The following is a 21630-nucleotide window of genomic DNA, read 5'->3' on the forward strand; positions in this document are numbered from 1 at the left end:
GGTCTATCCTGCCAGTCCAAACACACCAAACATCAAGGTAGAAACAATGGCAATGGTTAAACCAATTACTGTTTCATAAGGCAATAACTTAAGGCGCTCTCTGATTTGCATATTCACACTACCGCCAGTGGCATGGAAAAAACTGCCGTGAGGTAAATGATCGAGTACGGTCGCGCCGGCATGAATCATGGCGGCACCGGCCAATGCGCTAACGCCCAGTTCCAGTAAAGTATGGCTAAATACGCCAGAAGCCACAGCGGTACCGGCAGTGGTTGAGGCGGTTGCCATTGACATGATGGCACCAGAGATTGGAGCTAACAGATAAGGAGGCAAACCAGAAGCGGTAAGCCCATCAATTAGCACATCTTTTAAGCCTGAATTTCCAATGATGCCAGCCAGCGTACCCGTTCCTAATAACATAATGGCAACGGGAGCCATCCGATTTAAACCGGCTATCATAAAATCATTACTTTGTTTGATGCGTCCCATCATTAAGGCACCAACCAAACCACCAACCGGCAATGCAATCAGTGGATCAACAGAAATACCCGCAATAGGACGTAGAGATAACAAGGCAATAGCAACAACGGGTGCGCTGATGGCTGCCAGAAAACCAGGTTGAGCACCGGACTGGTGAGAGATCACTTCATGGGGCTCAACTTTACTGCCCTTATTAACTAATCGTTTAGCTAAAAAGTAAGCCACAATAAGCCCGAAAATTCCCGGCACAATGCCCGCCATCATGACGGAGGTTAGTGGTACGTTAAACGCATCGGCAGCGGCAATCGAGTTGGGATTGGGTGACATGACATTACCCGCTTTACCACCACCAATCATGGCCAGCAAAATAGCCATTTTGGACAGGTCTGCCCGTTGAGCAATAGAGAGTGCAATCGGTGCAACGGTAATCACCGCGACATCAATAAATACACCTACTGCGGTTAATAACATGGTGGCAATAGCTAACGCCAGCAGCGCCCGGGTCTCCCCAACTTTACGCACGACTGTTTCTGCAATGGTATTTGCCGCCCCTGATTCAATTAATACGCCAGCCAGTATGCCGGCAGCCAGAATACGTAATACTGCGTTAGTAATGCCTTGTGCTCCGGTCACCATTAACGTGACCGTTTGAACCAAATCCGCGCCGCCGATTAAACCACCAACCAGCGCACCAATCATCATGCCGTAAGCCGGTGAAACTTTTCTTAATATCAGAACGATGGCAACCACTAAAGCCGCTATCGCCCCTATTGCAGAGACGGTTGTCATTATTATTCTCCATAAGTAAGGTACTGGGATAATAGATACTGTCTGTGAAACCGAATTTAATCTTGAGACATCCAGCTAAATAGCTGGATGATTTGATTAAAGAAGTTGTAGAAATATACAAACTAGCTTTGTAATTTCATGCCAATATAAAGCCAGGCGGCTTGTTGCATATCGTTGATCTTTAATGAGGTTATCTCTTCAATTCTCTGTAACCGATACCGCAATGTATTGATATGAATGTACAGGCTTGCTGCGGTTTGAGAAGGATCACAATTCTGTTCGAAATACTGTTTCAGCGTAGTTTGTAAAATGCCTTTGTTATCCTGAGCAACGAGCTTTAGCCATACTCTTGACAGTTCTTGTGCCTGCCAGCTATCCGCTAAGCCACCCAACAGAGCCGGTAACGCATGATCTGAATAGAACACATACTTGTTTTTAAGCTTCAATCGTCTGGCCATGGCCTGTGTCGCCTTAGCGGTTTGATAAGAACGTCTGATCCCACCTTCCCCGGCGAAATAGCCTCCCACAGTCATTCGAAAGAACCCCGCAGATTCAATCTGTCCTCTGAAGCGTTGCAACTCGGCCAGCTCTTGCTGAGGGTCCCACTCTCCCTGTTTAAGATTGACGGGTTTTAACACCACTAACTCATTAAAGTCGGTAAAGGTGACCAAATGGTCACGCGCGCTGTATTCAAAAAAATCAATCAGGTTACGCAAAATTTCGCTGTCTGGCTGATGTAACTCAACAATCAGCACCACCCTGGGCTGTAATAAATTGACCCCAAGATAAGAAACCATAGAATTTAATGATGATGAGTAGACATCCTGTAATATCAGTTGATTAACTAACTCTTCCCGATAGCGTTTATCCCACTGTTTTTGTTCCAGCAATGCCATCTGTTCAATAATTAACTCAGCCGCCATTTTGACCAGTTCTGCATAGGCTCTGACTTCGGAAGGTTCTCCGGATATCCCCAGTACACCAATCAATTGATCCTGAAAACTGATGGGCAAATTAATGCCGGGCTTAACCCCTTTCAATTGACCGGCAGTGGCATTATCAATTTCTACAATGCGGTTTTCTGTCAGAGCCAGTATGGCACCTTCATGGCGTTGATGAATTCTGGCTGGCTCTCCGGATGCAATGATTACCCCATGTTCATCCATAACGTTAACGGAGTAGTGAATAATACTCATCGTGCGTTGAACAATCTGACGCGCGGTAGAATCTTTGAGGTAATTAGATCGAATAATGTGCATTTAAGTCTCTCAGAACTAATTCTGGTAAAACAAACCGTTATGTCACTGACGGGGATATCCCTGTTATTAGCGAATACCTGTATTAATGTCTTGGTTTAAAAAACAAAAATAGCCTTAAAATAGCTTCATATATTGTGCATTTGAACAAAAATAATGATTATAAAATCAACAATTGATTGCTAATCCTTTGTTGTTGATTGAAAAAGTATCATTTTATTTTTGAGGTAGGTTCTGGGGGATGTGGCTCACGGTTTAACTAATTATTCTCGGGCGTAAAAACTTAAAAAATCCGTAATCACTTGAGTATGATTACGGATTTTAAAATCACGCTTGAAAAATCAATGCGTCAAACTATTTCTTCATGCTACCAACCATATCTTCTGGTTTAACCCACTCATCAAACTGTGCTTCTGTCAGATAACCTAACTTCAGCGCAGATGCTTTCAAGGTGAGATCTTCTTTATGGGCCTTTTTCGCAATTTCAGCGGCTTTGTCATAACCAATATGAGTATTAAGCGCCGTTACCAGCATCAGCGATTCATTCAGCAATTGGGAGATTCGCTTTCTGTTTGGTTCAATACCAATCGCACAATGCTTATTGAAACTGTTCATGCCATCGGCCAGCAGTCGAACCGACTGCAGGAAGTTATCAATAATCATTGGACGATAAACGTTTAGCTCAAAATTACCGGATGCCCCACCAATATTAATCGCTACATCATTGCCCATCACCTGAGCACACAGCATGGTAAGCGCTTCACACTGGGTTGGGTTAACTTTGCCCGGCATAATCGAACTACCCGGTTCATTTTCCGGAATAGCGATTTCACCAATACCACAACGAGGGCCAGAAGCCAGCCAGCGTACATCATTCGCAATTTTCATAAGCGATGCCGCCAGCCCTTTTAATGCACCATGGGAATGAACTAAAGCATCACAGGTTGCCAGTGCTTCAAATTTATTTGGTGAAGTCACAAATGGTTGTCCGGTTAGCGAAGCCAGCTCTTTTGCCACCCGCACGGCATATTCCGGATGGGTATTCAGCCCGGTACCCACAGCCGTTCCGCCTAAAGCCAGTTCGCTGAGATAGGGTACCGAGTTCTCAATATGCTTGATGTTATATGACAGCATGGCTGCCCAACCTGAAATTTCCTGCCCCAGCGTTAACGGCGTGGCATCCTGCAAATGAGTCCGGCCGATTTTGACAATATCATGAAATGCGTCAGATTTATCGGCCAACACTTTATGTAACGCTTTCAGTTCTGGTAATAAATGGTTACGCACCGCAATCACGGCCGCAACGTGCATACCGGTAGGAAATACATCATTAGAGCTCTGGCTCTTATTCACATCATCATTAGGATGAACTAAACGATCGTTGCCCCGCTTGCCACCTAATATTTCACTGGCGCGATTGGCAAGGACTTCGTTAATGTTCATATTGGTTTGCGTACCGGAACCGGTTTGCCAGATAGAAAGAGGAAACTCATTGCTATGTTTATCAGCCAGCACTTCATCGGCAGCACTGATAATGGCCTGGCCCTTTTTCTCATCCAGTAGCCCTAATTGCATATTCACCGTAGCGGCCGCGCGCTTCACCTGGGCTAAAGCATGAATTAACGCCTTGGGCATTTTCTCCTGAGAAATACGGAAATGCTCCAGTGAACGCTGAGTTTGTGCGCCCCACAGGCTGTTTTCAGGGACTTCAATCGGGCCCATTGAATCTTTTTCTGTACGCATTGCAACCATGAGTTTCTCCTGATTCTGGTCATAAAGATGTTAATAAACAGTAACAATCATCGCATAATGTCATCAATGAATATGTGACATCTCACGGTTTAATGGAGATGAGAATCATTAATATTATTAAAGTATATGTAAAATCTGTTTAACTATTGTTGCTTATCAACCATCTTTCAGCGGACAATCAACACCTATTTTAGTTAGTCATATGTATAGTTACGCACTGATATTGTAAGTCGTTAACGACAAAGGAACAGGATGAACGAACGATGAAAAAATCGATAGTTGCAGTTGGTGTATTAGTCGTACTGGGCGGCGCCTGGGTTGGTGGTGCATGGTATACCGGGAAAATGATCCAGGATCAGGTCAATAAATCCATTGTTGATGCCCAGACCTACATTGATAAAAATGCGCCTGAATATCAGGCAAAGCTTTCTGTCGCTGATTATCAACGTGGTATTTTTTCTTCCACTATTAATTATCAGTTTGAAATGGTAGATCAAACCAGTGAACAAGGCCCACAGAAAGATAGCGTAACTATCCATCAGGAAGTCAGCCACGGTCCTTTTCCACTGGCAAAATTCAGCCTGATTCCTAAACTGGCTTATTTAAAAACCGAACTGGTTAAACAAGACTCATTGAATGAGCTATTTGACATGGCGGGTGGCAAGTCCCCTCTCACCGTTGATATTTTAACCTCCTATAGTGGCAGCTCTGACCTGAAGTTGGTGTTAGAACCGTTAACAGGAAAAGATGCTAACGCATTTAAATTTAGCGGATTAGTCGTTGATGGTGTCGCAAAAGTACTGAACGGCGAAGAAGCCGTTACCCTGACCAGTTCACCATTTGAACTAAACGACGAAGGTCGTATCGTGTCATATGATGCGGCCAAGATTGATGTTACTCAAAATAAAGCTCAGGAATATCAGGCAACTGCCAGCGTTGGCAAATTCACCATTGCAGAGACCGACGCGGATCAGCTGGTTATGAGTGGTCTGACAATTAAGAGCAACGGCAAAATCAGTAAGTTCGATCTTGGCGTAGGTGTCAGTGATATTGAACTGAAAAATGTTACCTATACCGTTAAACAGCAGCCAAAGCTGGTTATCGATAATCTTTTAATTTCCAGCAATGCGCAGGAAACGGATAAATTTATTAACCAGGTCGTTGATACCACCATTGGCCAAATGAGCATTGAAGGTAAAAACATTGGCTCTGGTAGCCTGAAACTCAAACTGGATCAGTTTGATGGTAAAGCACTGCAATACCTGAATCAAAACTCCAACCAGCTGACCTATCTGTTCCTTGGTATCCCTGCTGAAGAGTCAGCCGAACAGGCTGGTAATATGATGATGAATAACCTGATGGCTTTTCTGGATGCTAATCCGGTAATCAGCATCGCGCCTTTTGTCTGGAAAAATGATAAAGGGGAAAGTCAGGTTAATATGTCTCTGACCATGATGAAGCCCGATCCGCAAAATATGGCAATGGAAGATATGTCTCAGTTGCTGATAAGCTCAATTAAGTCATTCAGTAGCAACAGTAAACTCTCTATCCCTATGCTGAATGAGCAAGTCAAAATCAGTCATGAAATATCTGATGGTATGACAGCGGAAGAAGCACAGGCTCAGGCAACAGAATCTGTTCAGCAGATGGTCAGCCTTGGATTAGCGCAAAAGATGATCAGCAAAGTGGATGACAACACCATTACCAGCAGCTTTAACTATGCTGATGGTGTGATTGATCTGAATGGACAAAAAATGCCGGCAGAACAGTTCATCAATTTATTCATGATGCCTGGCATGGAATAGTTCATATAATAATCGAACGGTAATAAATAAACGTTTCCGCTTGAAATAATTTGTTTCTAGCGGAAACGTATCAGCAAATGAACATTTAATCAGCTTTAGTAAAAATACCTTTTCACAATCAAAAAATTAAATGAAATTCCATTTCAGTTTCATTTACCTTCAGCCAGTATTTCACAAACTTTCTTCGACACTTTCACTATTGTTAACCCTGCTTTCCTGTGATAAACACCATAACCATAATAAAAGTGATGGTAATCCCTATATAGCTAATTATAAGCAATCCGATTGAATCGGATCTTTACAGGAAGTATTTATGAACCGCTTTGTCATAGCCGATGCAAAAGCCTGTATCGGATGTCGTGTCTGTGAAGTTGCCTGTGTCATGACTCATAATCAGGGCAAACACCCTGAGGTTCCTGAGCTTTATTTCCCTCGCATTAACGTTATCAAAACCGCCAGCATTAAAACCGCTGTCACCTGTCGACACTGTGAAGATGCCCCCTGCGTTCAGGTTTGTCCGAGTGCGGCTCTCACCCATGGCGATAACTGTATTCAATTGGATAAAGCAAAATGCATTGGCTGCAAAACCTGCGTTTTAGCTTGCCCGTTTGGTGCAATTGGTATGGTTGAAGAGAGTGTAACCTTCGCTGATGGCGGCCCAAACCGTATTACTGCCCATAAGTGTGATCTGTGTGCCGATGATGCAGAAAGTCCTGCTTGTGTCGCCAATTGCCCGACTAAAGCATTAAAGGTATTCAGCCAGGAATACTTACTTGAACAACAACAGCAAAAGCTCCGACATGCAGCGCTGCGTGAAGATCCGATGGGCGCAACGCGAAGTGTTCAACCGGTGGAGAATGACACGGTAAATAAACTGGCTGGAAAAGTTATTATCCCGCGTGGTGATGCCATTAAAGTCGATTTGCCATTGCGAAAAACCGAGTTTGTTGAGATCTACAAACGCTTCACCCCTGAGCAGGTTGAAAATCAGGGCGATCGCTGTATTACCTGTGGCGATCACGCTTTTTGTGAGTGGACCTGTCCACTACATAACCGTATACCTCACTGGATCTCTCTGGCAAAGCAAGGTCGTATCATTGAAGCCGCGGAGCTTTCACATCAAACCAGTAGCTTACCGGAAATTTGCGGTCGCGTTTGTCCACAAGATCGCCTGTGCGAAGGCAGCTGTACTCTGCATAGTTTAGGTGGTGTCACCGTAGGCAATATTGAACGTTATATTACGGATACCGCCTTTGAGATGGGCTGGAAACCTGATCTGTCTCAGGTGAAACCATTAGGTAAGAGAGTCGCTATCGTTGGTGCTGGTCCTGCGGGTCTGGCTTGTGCTGACATTCTGGCGCGCAATGGTGTTGATGCTGTGGTATTCGATCGTCATCCGGAAATTGGCGGTATGCTGACCTTTGGTATCCCCTCATTTAAGCTGGATAAAGATGTAATGGTTCATCGTCGTGAAATCTTTACCGGTATGGGCATTGAGTTCCATTTAAATACCGAAATTGGTAAAGATGTCGCCTTTGATTCTCTGCTTAATGACTATGATGCGGTGTTTGTTGGCGTGGGTACTTATCAATCCATGCGTGCAGGATTAGACAATGAAGATGCGCCTGGGGTTTATGATGCCCTGCCGTTCCTGATTGCCAACACCAAAAAAGTGATGCACCTGCCAGAGCTAAAAGAAGAACCTTATATCAATCTGTCCGGAAAGCGTGTTGTGGTGCTGGGTGGTGGTGATACCGCAATGGACTGCTTGCGTACCTCGATTCGTCAGGGCGCGACGGAAGTGACCTGTGCTTATCGTCGTGATGAAGCCAATATGCCAGGTTCCAAGAAAGAAGTGAAAAATGCCCGGGAAGAAGGCGTCGAGTTTATGTTCAACGTACAGCCAGTATCACTTGAACTGGATGAAGATGGTCACGTGAGCGGTGTAAAACTGGTCAGAACAGAAATGGGCGAACCGGATGCCGAAGGTCGCCGCCGTCCGAAGGTGATTCAGGGTTCTGAGTTTATACAACCGGCTGATGCGGTGATCAAAGCCTTTGGCTTCCGCCCTCACGCTATGCCATGGCTGGCTGAAATGGGAGTAGAACTCGATAGCTATGGTGTTATTGTGGCACCACATTTAAATCACTTTGCCTGCCAAACCAGCAACCCGAAAGTGTTTGCCGGTGGTGATGTCGTCAGAGGGGCTGATTTAGTGGTAACCGCCATTGCTGATGGACGAAAAGCAGCAAAAAGTATTGTTAGCTTCTTAACTGAAGGTGACCAGCCTGAACAGCGATTGAATAAAGCATCCTGATCCATAAATAACAATCCCCGCTATAAAGGCGGGGATTGTCTGTCCTTCCGTCCACCAATGCGTGGTTAATTTTTACTGGCCAGAACCCGTTCAACGGTATCAACAACCGCCTGAGTTTGTGGGTCAATCTCAATATTGACTGTGTCACCTAAACGTTTCTTACCCAAGGTGGTACGCTCCAGCGTTTCCGGTATCAGATACACACAGAAGCGACTCTTCACCACTTCACCAATAGTCAGGCTGATGCCATCAATTCCAATGAATCCTTTATTCAATACATACTTCATTAGGTCTTCCGGCATTTTGAACCAGATTTGACGATTATTCTCTGAAATCAGAATTTTCATGATCTCTGCCTGACACATCACATGACCAGACATCAAGTGCCCACCGATTTCATCACCGAACTTAGCCGCCCGTTCCAGGTTGACATTCGAACCGACAGAGAGCGCCCCCAGATTGGTTATTCGTAACGTCTCTTTCATTAAGTCAAAACTGACGATATCGCCATTCACTTCCGTTACCGTTAAACAACAGCCATTATGTGAAACGGACGCTCCCGTCTCCAGGCCAGGCAACAGCTCGGCAGGAAACTTCATTTTATGGACGCGGAAATTAGCTTTTTCTTCGATTTCAACAACAGGAGCAGTACCCTGGACAATTCCGGTAAACATTCAATCGGCCTCAATAATCAGTAGTGACATTTAGTCATGTACAAAATCAACTAAGCGGAAGTTTGACGCAAATTGATATAAAAACCAAATCCAGTTTCCGGATTTATTTTTGTTTCTGAATTTTAATCATGTGTGTTTCATTTGCTTACTGACGTTTAACAGGTAGAATCGTGCCCCTCACATTTCGGTTATCACGGCAGTATTTATACTCCCGGTGACACTTTTTGTTTTAATCTCAATAAATTAAAGGTAAGTACGTGCAGAAGTATATCCGTGAAGCGCGTAATCTGCTGGTTTTAGCTATTCCAGTTATTGCAGCCCAATTCTCTCAAACCGCTATGGGTGTGGTTGATACCATCATGGCCGGAGACGTTAGTGCAACCGATATGGCCGCAGTCGCTGTTGGTACTTCCATCTGGTTACCCGCCATTTTATTTGGACAAGGGTTGTTAATGGCGCTGACGCCGGTAGTGGCACAATTAAACGGTGCCGGGCGCAGAAAAGAGATTGCCCACCAGGTAACACAATCGGTTTGGATGGCGCTGTTTATCTCACTGTTTCTTATCGTGCTGCTGTATAACAGTCACTACATTATCGAGCATATGCAAAATATCGATGAGAAGCTGGCGGATATCACTATTCGCTACCTGCGCGCCATTATGTGGGGAGCTCCCGGTTATTTGCTGTTTCAGGTTTATCGCAGTCAGTGCGATGGATTATCAAAAACCAAACCCAGCATGGTAATTGGATTTATTGGTTTATTAGTCAATATTCCCGTCAATTATGTGATGATCCACGGCAAGTTAGGTTTTCACGCTATGGGTGGCGTGGGCTGTGGTATTGCTACCGCATCGGTATATTGGGTAATGTTTATTGGTCTCAAGCTATACGTGCGTTCTGCCCGCTCCCAAAAAGATATTGTTCAATACAGTACTTTTGAAAAACCCTATATGCCGACCCTCAAACGTTTGTTCAACCTCGGTTTGCCGGTAGCACTGGCGTTATTCTTTGAGGTGACTCTGTTTGCCGTGGTGGCATTACTGGTTTCACCATTGGGTGTTGTTTCTGTCGCCGGACACCAAATAGCACTTAACTTTAGTAGTCTGGTTTTTGTTATTCCGCTGGCGTTGGGTGTAGCCACCTCTATTCGGGTTGGCTTTAAACTGGGGCAGAAAAAAGTTGATGAGGCCAGAGTGGCTTCTTATACCGGATTGGTAATGGGGTTGAGTCTGGCCTCTATCACCGCCCTGTTTACCGTCGTTTTCCGTCATCAAATAGCCTTGCTGTATAACGATACTCCCGCGGTCGTGATGATGGCGACGCATTTGATGTTATTAGCGGCTGTATATCAGTGTTCTGACTCCATACAGGTGATTGGTAGCGGTATTCTACGTGGCTATAAAGATACTCGTTCCATCTTCTATATTACCTTTACCGCCTATTGGATCATTGGACTTCCGGTTGGCTACTGTCTGGGGCTGACTGATTTATTAGTTCCGGCTATGGGGCCTGCCGGTTTCTGGGTTGGTTTTATTGTCGGTTTAAGTGCTTCCGCGGTATTGATGATGTTACGTATGCGTTGGTTACAAAAACAACCCATGGAATTAATTCTGACCAAAGCTCAGCGTTAATCACTTCTCAGGCAGCCTGTTGGATAAAAAAGAGGCTGCCTGAACAGTAAGTCACCAGTTAGCGATGTTGGCAGAAGAAAATCACTTTTTCTCCTTGCCTCTGAGGCACTTCATCGTTAATATTCGTGCGCATCGTTAATGGATCATGCATTAATGATACACAATATGCGTCCGTAGCTCAGTTGGTTAGAGCACCACCTTGACATGGTGGGGGTCGGTGGTTCGAGTCCACTCGGACGCACCAGATATCTCTTATTTTGATGTCTGGAATTCCAAAGCGCCCTTAGCTCAGTTGGTTAGAGCGCCACCTTGACATGGTGGAGGTCGGTGATTCGAGTTCACTAGGGCGCACCATTTTTTTATCTCCCTCTCATCCCCCTGTTTCCGGCCTTTTTGTACGTTCTCACTAAATTTAGCTGCTTATTACATTATTATTTCGACATTTATCCATTTTCTTCTGGTGCATTTCCCCTTTATAATAGGCAAAATAGTGAGTTGAAAGGTTTCAGCAGATGAGCAAACCGCAGTTTCTTCGGTATAAGGGATGATTTCTATCCACAGACTGGCGATATTGGCTATGTTTCGCAATACTGAAAGTAACCTGATTGTGCGTGTACTCTTTTCTGAAGCCTTAATGTCTGGCTCTCGTTTTCTTTTCACACAAAAATATCGGTAAAAATTATCATCATGAAAAAGACTAAAATTGTATGTACCATCGGTCCAAAAACTGAATCAGAAGAAGTTTTGGGTAAGCTGCTAAATGCAGGTATGAATGTAATGCGTTTGAACTTTTCTCATGGTGATTATAATGAGCACGGACAACGTATTTCTAACCTGCGTGCTGTATTGGCCAGAACAGGTCAAAAAGCAGCTATTCTGCTGGATACTAAAGGTCCGGAAATCCGTACTATGAAACTGGAAGGTGGTAATGATGCCCCTCTGGTTGCTGGTCAAACCTTCACCTTTACCACTGACCAAAGCGTTGTTGGTAACAACGAGCGTGTTGCTGTGACTTATACCGGTTTTGCAGAAGACCTGAAAGTGGGTAATACCGTTCTGGTTGACGATGGTTTGATTGGTATGGAAGTTATCGAAGTCCGCGCCAAAGAAGTTGTGTGTAAAGTGCTGAACAGTGGCGACCTGGGTGAAAACAAAGGTATCAACCTGCCAAACGTATCCATTCAACTGCCTGCTCTGTCAGAAAAAGACAAAAAAGATCTGGTCTTTGGTTGTGAGCAAAATGTTGATTTCGTTGCTGCTTCTTTTATCCGTAAACGTTCAGACGTACTGGACATCCGTGAGCATTTAAAAGCACACGGCGGTGAACACATTCAAATCATTTCCAAAATTGAAAACCAGGAAGGCCTGAATAACTTCGATGAAATTCTCGAAGCATCAGACGGTATCATGGTCGCTCGTGGTGACCTTGGCGTTGAAATCCCGGTTGAAGAAGTTATCTTTGCTCAGAAAATGATGATCGAGAAGTGTAACCAAGCTCGTAAAGTGGTTATCACCGCAACTCAAATGCTGGACTCAATGATCAAAAACCCTCGCCCTACCCGTGCCGAAGCCGGTGACGTTGCTAACGCCATCCTGGACGGTACTGATGCGGTTATGCTGTCAGGCGAGAGTGCTAAAGGTAAATACCCACTGGAATCCGTGACTATCATGGCTACCATCTGCGAACGTACCGATCGTGTAATGCCATGTCGCGTAGACAAACTGACCTCTTCCGGTAAATTACGCATTACCGAAGCCGTATGTCGTGGTGCAGTAGAAACTTCAGAGAAGTTGGATGCAGTACTGATTGTTGTTGCTACCCAGGGTGGTAAATCCGCTAAAGCTATCCGTAAATACTTCCCTACTGCTCCAATTCTGGCGCTAACCACCAATGAAACCACCGCTCGTCAGTTAGTTCTGACCAAAGGCGTAACGGCTCAAGTGGTTAAAGAAATCGCCTCTACCGATGATTTCTACCGTATTGGTAAAGAAATGGCGTTAACCAGCGGTCTGGCACAAAAGAATGATGTTATCGTGATGGTATCTGGTGCACTGGTTGCCAGCGGCACTACAAATACTGCTTCCGTACATATTCTTTAACAACTCTTGTAACATTAAAACGCCATCTGATTCAGGTGGCGTTTTTTTTCGTCTGTTTTAAGGATAAATCTGCTGTCAGAATTATTGACTAATTGTGCTATATTTTTTATCTCAAAATAGATAATGGTGTATAAAAACACAGGCTTATTTCACCCACTTATCTTTAGATAAATTTTTTATCACCACACGTTCACTTTTTTTAGTAGCGTAAAATCCTTTTTTTCGCAAATAAAAATTTGTTTTGACTATTCTTTAACCAAACAAGCAAAATAGTTTGCGAGAAGTTAAAAAATTATTCTCATTCCGAAAAAGTTTGTGTAATACTTATCGGGCTACATGCAAAAAGTTAACTCAAATTGAGGGTGTAAATATGAACCGTACTAAAGTGGTACTGGGTGCTGTAATTTTAGGTGCTACTCTGTTAGCTGGTTGTGCGAAAAGCACTGACACTTCAACTAACAGCAAGCTGACTCAACTGATCAGCGATGTTGCTGCTTTACGTTCTGATGTACAAGTTGCTAAAGATGAAGCAGCTCGTGCTAACCAACGTTTAGACAACATGACTCGTTCTTACAAGAAATAATATTTCTCGTAAGGGAAAATGGCGCACTTAGGTGCGCCATTTTTTTATCGGTATTAGCAAGTTACTACTTTTACGCTTTCTCGTTTCACCACCAGTTCAATCTTACCCTTCTATTTTGGGTTAATTGCTCCTCAATGGCAATAATAGCGCCTCTCCTCCACGTTAAGCTTATTAAAAGAAATTTAAGCCATAGTTACGCAGTAATAGAAAAAACGCCTCAAATTAACGCTCAGGCGATTATTCGTTGGAATAGAATATCAATGATAAAAAGATTTAACGACAGAGGATAATAATTAAGTTACGTCAGGAAAATATATCTGAGAGAAAATACGATGGCGGGGAATTTTATTAAAGCAGCGGGAAAGCTTTCCCACTGCTTTATTTGTTGCTATCGCGAACGATATTAACGGTTCACCAGCAACGGTAATCCGGAACGACGCTCAATTTCAGCATTCACTCGGGAAGAGTCTGTTGACGGGTTATTAATAAATGTCGCAATGCTTGGGTGAATCTCAATTGGTTTAGTCTGTGGGTCATCGTTTTCAGACTTAGACAATGGCTGATGAATTTCAACATAGCGAGAACCATCAGGCTCTACCGTTGCTTTAATCGGTTCATTAACCACTTGAACTCGGGTTCCTACAGGAACGGTATTGAACAGTTCTTCAATATCGTTAGGGCGTAAACGGATACAGCCAGAGCTTACACGCATACCGATACCAAAATCAGCATTAGTACCATGAATCAGGTAAGTACCACCTGCAGCTGCCAGACGTAACGCAAATAAACCCATTGGGTTTTCCGGGCCTGCCGGAATAACTGCCGGTAAAATGATACCTTCAGCCGCATAATTCTTACGAATATTTGCGGTTGGCGTCCAGGTTGGGTTGGCCTTTCTTTCGATAATGGTTGTTGTCATTACCGGCGTATCGCGACCTAACTGACCAATACCAATTGGATAAACGATAACGGTGTTTTTTCCTTTCGGATAGTAGTAAAGGCGAAGTTCTGACAGGTTAATAACAATGCCATCGCGCGGAGTATCCGGCAGGATCATTTGCAGCGGAAGAATTAATTCTGAACCCGCTTTTGGCAATAGTGGATCAACGTCCGGATTTGCTTCCAACATAGCAATCAGGCCGATTTGATAATCTGAGGCGATTCGTTCCAGTGAGCGTCCGTCATTCGGAACAATCAATACCCTATTCTCACCAATTAAACGGCTATTTGACGGTGGTAGCGGATATTCCATAGCCTGAGCGACAGAAAAATGACCAACGAACAACATAGCCAGCACAGCCTTACAAACTGCAAAAACACGGTTCATTCTTAATTCCTAAACTTCAGCTTTATATCAGTTAAATTTGTCTGGTTGACCACAGACATGGGTAACCATCAGTTTACATATATCAACAGCTATTATGAATCAAAACGGATCATTCATACAGAGATGCTACCTGTTGTCCGGCGAAAAATAATCAATTTTTTTGCCGATTAGAGCAATAGAACTAAACAAAATTTTACCTCATGTCGCAGAATGAACTGATTTTAAAAGAAAAAGTAGCATGAGAGTTAATAGCACGATCAATTCATCGCCAGACTAATTTATTTTGAGATATCCAAAACTATTTTGTTGGACTAAGATAACTTAATTGTTAATTTAAAGTAACATTCACTGGAGGCAGTTATGACTCAAACCGTACAAATGAAAGGCAATCCGGTATCCGTTGCCGGGCAATTACCTAAAGCTGGCGATAGCGCAAAAGCATTTACCCTGGTAGCCAAAGATCTCTCTGATGTCACCTTAAGTACCTATGCAGGCAAACGTAAAGTACTGAATATATTCCCAAGTGTGGATACTTCCGTGTGTGCTACATCGGTCAGAACGTTTAACCAACGCGTGGGTGATGTTGATAATACGGTTGTGTTATGTATCTCTGGCGATCTGCCTTTTGCTCAAGCTCGCTTCTGTGGTGCTGAGGGTTTAGATCACGTAGTTACCCTGTCTGTATTCCGTAATCCAGAGTTTAAACAAGATTATGGTGTGGGGATTCAGGACGGTCCATTAAAAGGCTTAACTGCCCGTGCTGTAGTGGTACTGGATGCTAACGATAAAGTCATTTACAGCGAACTGGTTAAAGAGATCTCTACTGAACCAAACTATGATGCTGCGCTAGCTGCACTGAAATAATCGCATGACTATCCAATATATTGTATGAAAAAGGGAGCCACTGGCTCCCTTCTGTTTTACTGGGTTTTGCTTTACTCATTATCCATAGTTTCTGCATTTTCAGCAGTACGGGATGGCTGGCTTAGGCCATATTCCCGGAGTTTATTAGCTATCGCTGTATGAGATACCCCTAAACGTTTCGCCAGCTTACGGGTACTTGGGTAGCTGCTATATAGTTGAGTTAATACTGAACATTCAAAACGTTTACAGATCTCGTCCAGGCTGCCATCCATTACATTATTATTCAGCATCATTTCCGCTGAGACTTCAGGCAAGACGATATCTTTAACCTGTAGCTCATTGCCTTCCAGCTGAGTGAAGCTACGATAAAGAATGTTCTTCAATTGTCTTACGTTGCCCGGCCAGCCGTATTGAGTTAACAGCGGTGTCAGATCCGGTGCCAGTTTAGGACGGTGAACGCCGAGCTGATCGGCGAACAGCGTAATAAATTGCTCTGCCAGAGGCATGATATCGGAAACACGTTCCCGCAATGGTGGAATCGTTAGCGTCAGTACGTTCAGTCGATAATAGAGGTCCTCTCTGAACAATCCCTGGCTGACTAAATTAAACAGACTCTTTTGGGTTGCGCAAATCACACGTACATCCACATACACTTCCTGATCTTCACCCACCCGCCGGAAAGTGCCATCATTCAGGAAACGTAATAATTTTGCCTGCATAGTTGGTGACATTTCACTGATATTATCCAGCAGAACCGAACCACCATTTGCCTGTTCAAAAAATCCTTTCTTGCTTTCAACCTGCGCGCTTCCCGCATGACCAAACAGCTCACTTTCCACCACATCATCAGGTAAAGAGGCACAGTTAATCGCCAAAAACGGTTTGTCCCGGCGAGCGCTGCGAACGTGGCAAGCCTGAGCTAAAACATCTTTACCGGTTCCGGTATCACCAATAATTAGCAAAGGAACATCCAGCATGGCCAATTTATTGGCCTGCTCTATCAATAATTTCATTTTGCTGCTGATGGCCACGATATGACCAAATGCATTGTTATCCGCTACGTTCTTATTCTGTAGCTGACGCCCGATTCTGGCAGCGGACTTGAGAACAATAACTGCCCCGGTCACATTTTTCGGTTGTTGATCGTCATCACTCTGATAGATAGGCGTGATATCCATCAGGTAATCCTGACCACGGATAATGGCACGTTCCGAATGGGGTACGATGTTTTCCCCTTCCAGATGACGCAGGAAGTTGTAGCCACTTAACAGACTGGATGCGGTCTGAGTAAGAATTCTCTCCTCTGAAAGGCCAAACAGCATCAGTGCAGCATGGTTAGCCAGGTCGATCCGCCCTTTCAAATCAATAGAAATTACCGGTTCAGGCAGCGATTCCAGCAGCGCTCTCAATGCGTGTAAGCGCTGTTCTGAAGGCATGTAGGCGACGGTGCGAACATCGGTTACGCCCGTGATCCGCCGAATGTTCACCATTAAGGCACTGAATACATCAAAATCAATAGAGGAAAAGTTAAGATAGATCTTGCCGCTGACATCAATTTCGATGCCCCGTAGATCAAGATTGCGGGCAACCAGCAAATCAAGTAGTTCACGGGTTAATCCCAGACGATCTTCGCAGAGGACTTCAAGACGCATTGTGAATAGCCTTGTTTAACGAGCACGCGGTAACGGTTGTTGCCCCTATCATACCCGTAGAGCCGGTTCAGATGAAGAGGAGTGTCACAAAAAGTTGACAGGTTTAACAGAAACTCATTGGATACACTCAATCATTACATCAATAAGGTCGTTTTACGATTTAGTCAGGCTTTTCAAAGCATAGTTATAAAAAATAATCGGCTAAAAAAATCATTTGCCTGTTTCATTTAACAATAAACAATGATTAAGTAACATTTCCTTAAACATATCCCCTATAAAAATAGAAAAAAGAGAATAGCGAATGAAAGACGCAACACTGGCTCTGCATCATGGATTTCAAAGCGATCCAACCACCAAGTCCGTCGCCGTACCCATCTATCAAACGGTTGCTTATGAGTTCGATAATGCTCAGCATGGCGCTGACCTGTTCAATCTGGCGGTACCGGGTAACATCTATACCCGAATAATGAACCCAACCAATGACATTTTAGAAAAGCGCATGGCGGCCCTTGAAGGCGGCATTGCAGGACTCGTGGTTTCTGCTGGTAGTGCGGCTATCAGTTATGCTATCCAGACCCTGGCGCAGGCAGGAGACAATATCGTCAGTACGCCACAACTGTATGGTGGTACCTATACCCTGTTTGCCCATATGCTGCCGGGTTTTGGTATTAACGTGAAATTTGCCCGTGATGACTCACCACAAGCCATCGCCGAGCTGATTGATGACAACACCAAAGCGGTGTATTGCGAAAGCATTGGCAACCCTGCTGGAAATATTGTTGATATTGAAGGACTGGCAAAAGTTGCTCACGATCGTGGGGTTCCATTGATCGTGGATAATACCGTCGCCTCTCCGGTACTGTGTAAGCCAATACAGTTTGGTGCCGATATTGTTGTTCATTCAATTACTAAATATGTTGGTGGTCATGGTAATTCATTGGGCGGTGCCATCATCGATTCCGGCAATTTCCCGTGGGAAAAGTATCAACAGCGATTCCCGATGTTCAGTACCCCGGAAGCAGCCTATCACGGTGTTGTCTACACCGAAAGTTTTGGTGCGGCGGCCTTTATTGCCCGTGCCAGAACCGTTCCTTTACGTAACTGTGGTGCAGCCCTTTCACCAATGAATGCGTTCTTGTTATTGCAGGGGCTTGAAACCTTATCACTGCGTATGGAACGCCATGTAGAAAACGCCCGAAAAGTCGCAGACTATTTAAAACAGCATCATAAGGTTGCCTGGGTCAGTTACGCCGGTCTGCCAGATCATCCTCATTATCCATTAGCGCAAAAGTATATGAATGGCACACCTTCTGCCATTCTCTCTTTCGGTTTAAAAGATGGCTATTCTGCCGGAGTGAAATTCTACGATGCGCTGCAAATATTTAAACGTTTAGTGAATATTGGTGATGCCAAATCTTTAGCCTGTCATCCGGCGTCAACGACGCATCGACAAATGTCTGAAGAAGAACAAGCGAAAGCCGGTGTTAAGCCAGAGATGATCCGTTTATCCATTGGTATAGAAGCCATTGAAGATATTCTGGCCGATCTGGAACAGGCCCTGAACGCCTGAAATTAATATAAACAGAATAATGAAAAAGGCGGCGCCATAATAAATGGACGCCGCCTTTCTTATCTTAACTATTCCAGGACACTCTGTTGTTATTTACTACTTCCACCTTTCGGCAGTTTGCTTTTTATCTGGGCTATCAGTTGGGTACGGAAATCCCCTAAGCGTGGCTTGTCGTCATCCATCCAGGGTAATGGACGACATAGCTCCATGGCTTTAATACCAAGACGGGCGGTCAGTAAACCAGCGCCAATTCCCTGTGCCGCACGGGTTGATAATCTGGCGGTAATATCCTGAGAAATCCAGTCCATTCCAACCTCGCGAATTAATTCAGTGGCCCCGGCAAAGGCAATATTGAGCATAACCAGTTTAAACAATCGGATACGACTAAAGTAACCTAGCTGAATGCCATAAATACTGGCGATACGATTAATCAGTCGAATATTACGCCAGGCAATAAAAGCCATATCGACAATGGCCAGCGGGCTGACGGCAATCATCAAGGCCGATTCCGCAGCAGAACCGCTGATTTCGCGACGAGCCTGCTGATCCAGCACGGGTTGAACTAGTTTGGCATACAGAGAAACCACTTCCCGATCGTTTTGCGTTTCATGCAGAGAGGCCTGCCAGCGTTGTAATGCCGGATGGCTTTTATCAATGCCCGCCTGATCGGCCAGTTTTTCACAGAACTCACGACCTTTACCCAAGGCGTGACTGTGTAACAATTCTCTGGCGATATCGCGTTCTTCCGCACGCTCTCTTAGTCGGTATAAACGACGCCATTCGGTTATTACCGAACCAACACCCGCTACAACGATAATTGCGCCTGCGCTATAAGCACCTAAAGTAATCCATTCGTGATTCTGAATCGCATCAGAAATACGATAGATACCCTGAGCTACCACACTTATGCCAAACACTCCCAGCCCGAAAGTGACCATTTTGCGCCACAGGCTGGTTTTTGGCTTAAGGGCATTCATAATGATGCCTTCGGCTTCACCCTCTTCCTGTTCTTCCTCCAGTTCTGGCGCCGTAGGAAAGAAATTTTCTGCTTCTTGTTGGTTAAACTGCAGGTTGCTGCGTAACACAGGCTCTTTTTCATCCAACAATGGCTCATCAAAGGTGATACGCCCTTTTATTGGCTGGTTCATTTAAGCTTGTCTCCTAACAAAAACTCCATAACCGCATCTAAACGAATATGGGGTAATGGTGTATCAACACTCATTGGCTTAGGTCTGAATTGGTCAAAATGAAAACCTTGCTGTTGCCAGAAAGATGGCTCTGGTAAGCGGGCCGGTACTTCTCCGGGATAGACAGTTAACGGTTGCCCATCTTCCAGACGATATCCCTTCAAAGCCGGCAGGCGATTGCCCTGATGTTCAATCATGCCGCTCTCCGTTGCCTGTACCGATGCCAGGCCTACACAATCCATACTGATGCCTTCAAATGCAGCGTTCTGCCATGCTTCCTGTACCAGTTGCTGCAACAGAGAAACCAAATTAGCGTGCTGATCCGGTGTGATATGGTCCGCCTTACTGGCAGCAAACATTAACTTATCAATGCAGGGAGAAAACAGGCGCCTGAGCAAAGAACGCTGACCATAATGGAAACTCTGCATTAACTGCGTCAAAGCCAGACGCATATCATTAAACGCTTGTGGGCCATTATTTAACGGTTGCAGACAGTCTACTAATACGATCTGACGATCAAACTTCATGAAGTGATCCCGATAGAAACCTTTTACTACATGCTGGCAATAATAATCATAACGGGCTTTCAGCATTCCCCAGTTGGTTCGCTTATCGGCCTGTGCCAGACGGGATTCATTTTGTGCATTAATTTCCGGCCACGGGAAAAACTGTAATGCTGGCGCGCCGGCTAAATCACCCGGTAACACAAATCTACCCGGTTGAATAAAATGCAGCCCTTCCTGCTTACAACGCAGTAAATAGTCACAATAGGCTTGAGCTATATCCGCCAATAAATTCTCATCAACCGGTCCTAACGGATCGCATTTAGCACAGAGTTCAAGCCAGGGTTTAGCCCATTCGGCACGTTCTCCCTGCCGAATGCTGTTCATTTGATGAGACCATTCCAGATAGTTTTGTTCCAGCATGGGTAAATCCAATAGCCATTCACCCGGATAATCGACTATCTCCAGATAGAGTGTGGAATGGCTGGTAAAGTGGCGTATCAGCGAATCATTGGAACGAAAACGGAGCGCTAACTGAATTTCACTAACCCCACGGGTTGGCGTTGGCCAACTGGCTGGCGAACCATACAGCGATGCCAATCCTTCATCATAGGTAAAACGTGGAATTCCAAAGTCTTTCTGTGGAATTCGTTTCACTCCCAACAGTCGCTCTTCCCGCACCGCAGAAAACAAAGGCAAACGAGCACCATTATTCACATTCAAAAGTTGGTTAACAAACGCGGTAATGAATGCGGTTTTTCCGCTACGGCTCAGCCCTGTGACCGCCAGTCTCAAGTGGCGGTCCAGCCCGCGGTTAACCAACGAATTTATTTCATTTTGCAGTCGTTTCATCCGAACCCTTTTTAAAGCGCCAGGCAATGGAACCAAACACTTTTCTTAACAGTGGCTCACCAAACATGACCAGTAGCAGTCGAACCGGTCGCCATAACTTGCTTTTTAACAGGAATGATAGCACTAACGCCGGAGCATAAGAGCGCCCAAAGAACAATATTATTGTGATAAGCGGTTGAATAAGAGCCTGCAGTTTAGCTGACTTTTGCATGATTGCTCCTGAATCTCTGGGGTTATGCTATCTCACCGAAAGATGATGACATGTCGATGCGAGCTTCCCTGAACCGA

Annotated in this window: 15 protein-coding genes, 2 tRNA genes and 1 pseudogene; 9 read left to right on the forward strand and 9 right to left on the reverse strand. The window is 44.6% G+C overall.

Annotation, left to right across the window (positions count from 1 at the left end; translation table 11 throughout):
* Positions 1-3: 3 nt before the first annotated feature.
* From EKN56_RS08205 to fumC, 3 genes are all read right to left on the reverse strand, one after another.
* A complete protein-coding gene (locus EKN56_RS08205) occupies positions 4-1269 on the reverse strand; it encodes a GntP family permease (protein ID WP_130591328.1) in 1266 nt (421 codons plus the stop codon).
* A gap of 122 nt (positions 1270-1391) precedes the next feature.
* The gene (locus EKN56_RS08210; RefSeq protein WP_130591329.1) at positions 1392-2528 is read right to left on the reverse strand and encodes a sugar diacid recognition domain-containing protein; all 1137 of its coding nucleotides are present in this window, start codon (positions 2526-2528) and stop codon (positions 1392-1394) included.
* A 351-nt stretch (positions 2529-2879) separates the two neighbouring features.
* Positions 2880-4277: a class II fumarate hydratase gene (gene fumC, locus EKN56_RS08215; protein ID WP_130591330.1), complete on the reverse strand. Its 1398-nt coding sequence runs from the start codon at positions 4275-4277 to the stop codon at positions 2880-2882.
* Positions 4278-4540: 263 nt separating this feature from the next.
* Here fumC and EKN56_RS08220 point away from each other — a divergent pair, with 263 nt between their 5' ends.
* Positions 4541-6082, forward strand: coding sequence for a YdgA family protein (locus EKN56_RS08220; RefSeq protein ID WP_130591331.1), 1542 nt, complete (start codon positions 4541-4543; stop codon positions 6080-6082).
* Between the two features lie 313 nt (positions 6083-6395).
* Entirely contained in the window at positions 6396-8399 is a 2004-nt protein-coding gene (aegA, locus tag EKN56_RS08225; RefSeq protein ID WP_130591332.1) for a formate-dependent uric acid utilization protein AegA, read from the forward strand.
* Between the two features lie 65 nt (positions 8400-8464).
* On the opposite strand, the gene EKN56_RS08230 is transcribed toward aegA, so the two are convergent.
* The gene (locus EKN56_RS08230; RefSeq protein ID WP_130591333.1) at positions 8465-9073 is read right to left on the reverse strand and encodes a riboflavin synthase subunit alpha; all 609 of its coding nucleotides are present in this window, start codon (positions 9071-9073) and stop codon (positions 8465-8467) included.
* Between the two features lie 257 nt (positions 9074-9330).
* Between EKN56_RS08230 and EKN56_RS08235 the strand changes: the two genes are divergently transcribed.
* From EKN56_RS08235 to EKN56_RS08255, 5 genes are all read left to right on the forward strand, one after another.
* Positions 9331-10704, forward strand: a complete 1374-nt coding sequence (locus EKN56_RS08235) for an MATE family efflux transporter (RefSeq protein ID WP_130591334.1) — start codon at positions 9331-9333, stop codon at positions 10702-10704.
* Positions 10705-10871: 167 nt separating this feature from the next.
* A tRNA-Val gene (locus tag EKN56_RS08240) sits at positions 10872-10948 on the forward strand.
* A gap of 33 nt (positions 10949-10981) precedes the next feature.
* Positions 10982-11058 (forward strand) — tRNA-Val (locus EKN56_RS08245).
* A 333-nt stretch (positions 11059-11391) separates the two neighbouring features.
* Complete coding sequence (gene pykF / locus EKN56_RS08250) at positions 11392-12804, forward strand: pyruvate kinase PykF (RefSeq protein ID WP_130591335.1); 1413 nt, start codon at positions 11392-11394, stop codon at positions 12802-12804.
* 370 nt (positions 12805-13174) lie between these two features.
* Positions 13175-13387 (forward strand): LPP leucine zipper domain-containing protein, encoded by a 213-nt coding sequence (locus EKN56_RS08255; protein WP_130591336.1) that lies wholly within the window; start codon positions 13175-13177, stop codon positions 13385-13387.
* Between the two features lie 412 nt (positions 13388-13799).
* Here the strand turns inward: EKN56_RS08255 and EKN56_RS08260 are convergent.
* Positions 13800-14675: pseudogene (locus EKN56_RS08260) on the reverse strand (L,D-transpeptidase family protein); the annotation flags it as partial.
* A 399-nt stretch (positions 14676-15074) separates the two neighbouring features.
* Here EKN56_RS08260 and tpx point away from each other — a divergent pair.
* Complete coding sequence (gene tpx / locus EKN56_RS08265; RefSeq protein ID WP_130591338.1) at positions 15075-15578, forward strand: thiol peroxidase; 504 nt, start codon at positions 15075-15077, stop codon at positions 15576-15578.
* 71 nt (positions 15579-15649) lie between these two features.
* On the opposite strand, the gene tyrR is transcribed toward tpx, so the two are convergent.
* On the reverse strand, positions 15650-17230 hold the full coding sequence (gene tyrR / locus EKN56_RS08270; protein WP_130591339.1) for a transcriptional regulator TyrR: 1581 nt from the start codon (positions 17228-17230) through the stop codon (positions 15650-15652).
* Between the two features lie 301 nt (positions 17231-17531).
* Between tyrR and EKN56_RS08275 the strand changes: the two genes are divergently transcribed.
* Positions 17532-18800: an O-acetylhomoserine aminocarboxypropyltransferase/cysteine synthase family protein gene (locus EKN56_RS08275; protein WP_130591340.1), complete on the forward strand. Its 1269-nt coding sequence runs from the start codon at positions 17532-17534 to the stop codon at positions 18798-18800.
* A gap of 89 nt (positions 18801-18889) precedes the next feature.
* Here the strand turns inward: EKN56_RS08275 and EKN56_RS08280 are convergent, their stop codons facing one another.
* From EKN56_RS08280 to EKN56_RS08290, 3 genes are read right to left on the reverse strand one after another with little or no spacing between them, the layout of a single operon-like run.
* Positions 18890-19948 (reverse strand): YcjF family protein, encoded by a 1059-nt coding sequence (locus EKN56_RS08280; protein ID WP_130591341.1) that lies wholly within the window; start codon positions 19946-19948, stop codon positions 18890-18892.
* Entirely contained in the window at positions 19945-21342 is a 1398-nt protein-coding gene (locus EKN56_RS08285) for a YcjX family GTP-binding protein (protein WP_130591342.1), read from the reverse strand. Before EKN56_RS08285 ends, EKN56_RS08280 begins: the two co-directional genes overlap by 4 nt.
* Positions 21323-21553 carry a phage shock protein D gene (locus EKN56_RS08290; RefSeq protein WP_130591343.1) on the reverse strand — a complete coding sequence of 77 codons (231 nt, stop codon included), beginning with the start codon at positions 21551-21553 and terminating at the stop codon, positions 21323-21325. Before EKN56_RS08290 ends, EKN56_RS08285 begins: the two co-directional genes overlap by 20 nt.
* Positions 21554-21630: the final 77 nt, after the last annotated feature.

It is taken from the genome of Limnobaculum zhutongyuii (assembly GCF_004295645.1).
GTDB lineage: Bacteria > Pseudomonadota > Gammaproteobacteria > Enterobacterales > Enterobacteriaceae > Limnobaculum > Limnobaculum zhutongyuii.